Genomic DNA, 824 nt, shown 5'->3' with positions numbered 1-824 from the left:
GCCCCCGCTGGACCCGAAGGAGTTCATATCCAGCGCGAAGAAGGACACGGCCCCGCTCAGCCCTGACACGCTCTTCCCCGGCACCCAGCTGACCATGGGCGAGAACGTGTACAAGAAGGGCCCGACGGACGACAGCAAGAACTGCGCCACCGCCGCCCAGGGCACGCTCCCCAAGGCCCTCACCGACAACGGCTGCACCCGCCTGCTGCGCGTCACCTACAGCCAGGACGGCATCGCGGTGACCCTCGGCATCGCCGTCTTCGACACCGACGCACAGGCCGCCAAGGCCAGGGGCGGGACCGACCAGAAGAGCATCGTCAAGCCGTTGCCCGGCGGCGACGTCAAGGCTTTCTGCAACGGCGCGGTCTGCCGCTCCACGACCAACTCCCTGGGCCGCTACGCCTACTTCACCCTCACCGGCTTCACCAACGGCAAGAACGTCACGGCCAAGGACACCAAGGTCTTCCGGACCGGCGACGACCTCGCCCAGTTCGCGTTCCAGCAGATCAGCCGCCGCGGCGAGGCCCAGGCGTCGGCGGCGGCCACCCAGTAGGCCCTCACCCCCGCACAGCTGCCGCACGCGGCCCGATCATCCGGCTCCGGCCCCGGTCTCGCACACCTCCGCCACCGCACCGACGGGGGCTGACGGGGGAGGCCGTCGTGGCGGAAAACGGGGTCCGCGGCCGTCCTGACCGGCTCCGCGGTGCCGAAGCCCCCCAAGAGCCCCGGGCTCCCGCGCTCTCGTCCCGGTGCCCGTCGGCGAGCCGGGCCGCCGTACCGGCGCCTACGGTCCCCCGGGGCCCCTCGGCCCCTCAGCAGCAGCC

At 72.2% G+C, this 824-nt stretch carries 1 pseudogene; it reads left to right on the top strand.

Features of this window, described 5'->3' with window-relative positions:
* A pseudogene (locus C1I97_RS38150) lies at nucleotides 1-553 on the top strand (hypothetical protein); the annotation flags it as partial.
* Nucleotides 554-824: the final 271 nt, after the last annotated feature.

Source organism: Streptomyces sp. NTH33 (genome assembly GCF_003236365.1).
Classification (GTDB): Bacteria; Actinomycetota; Actinomycetes; order Streptomycetales; family Streptomycetaceae; genus Streptomyces.
This window is presented reverse-complemented; position numbering and strand designations above follow the sequence as displayed.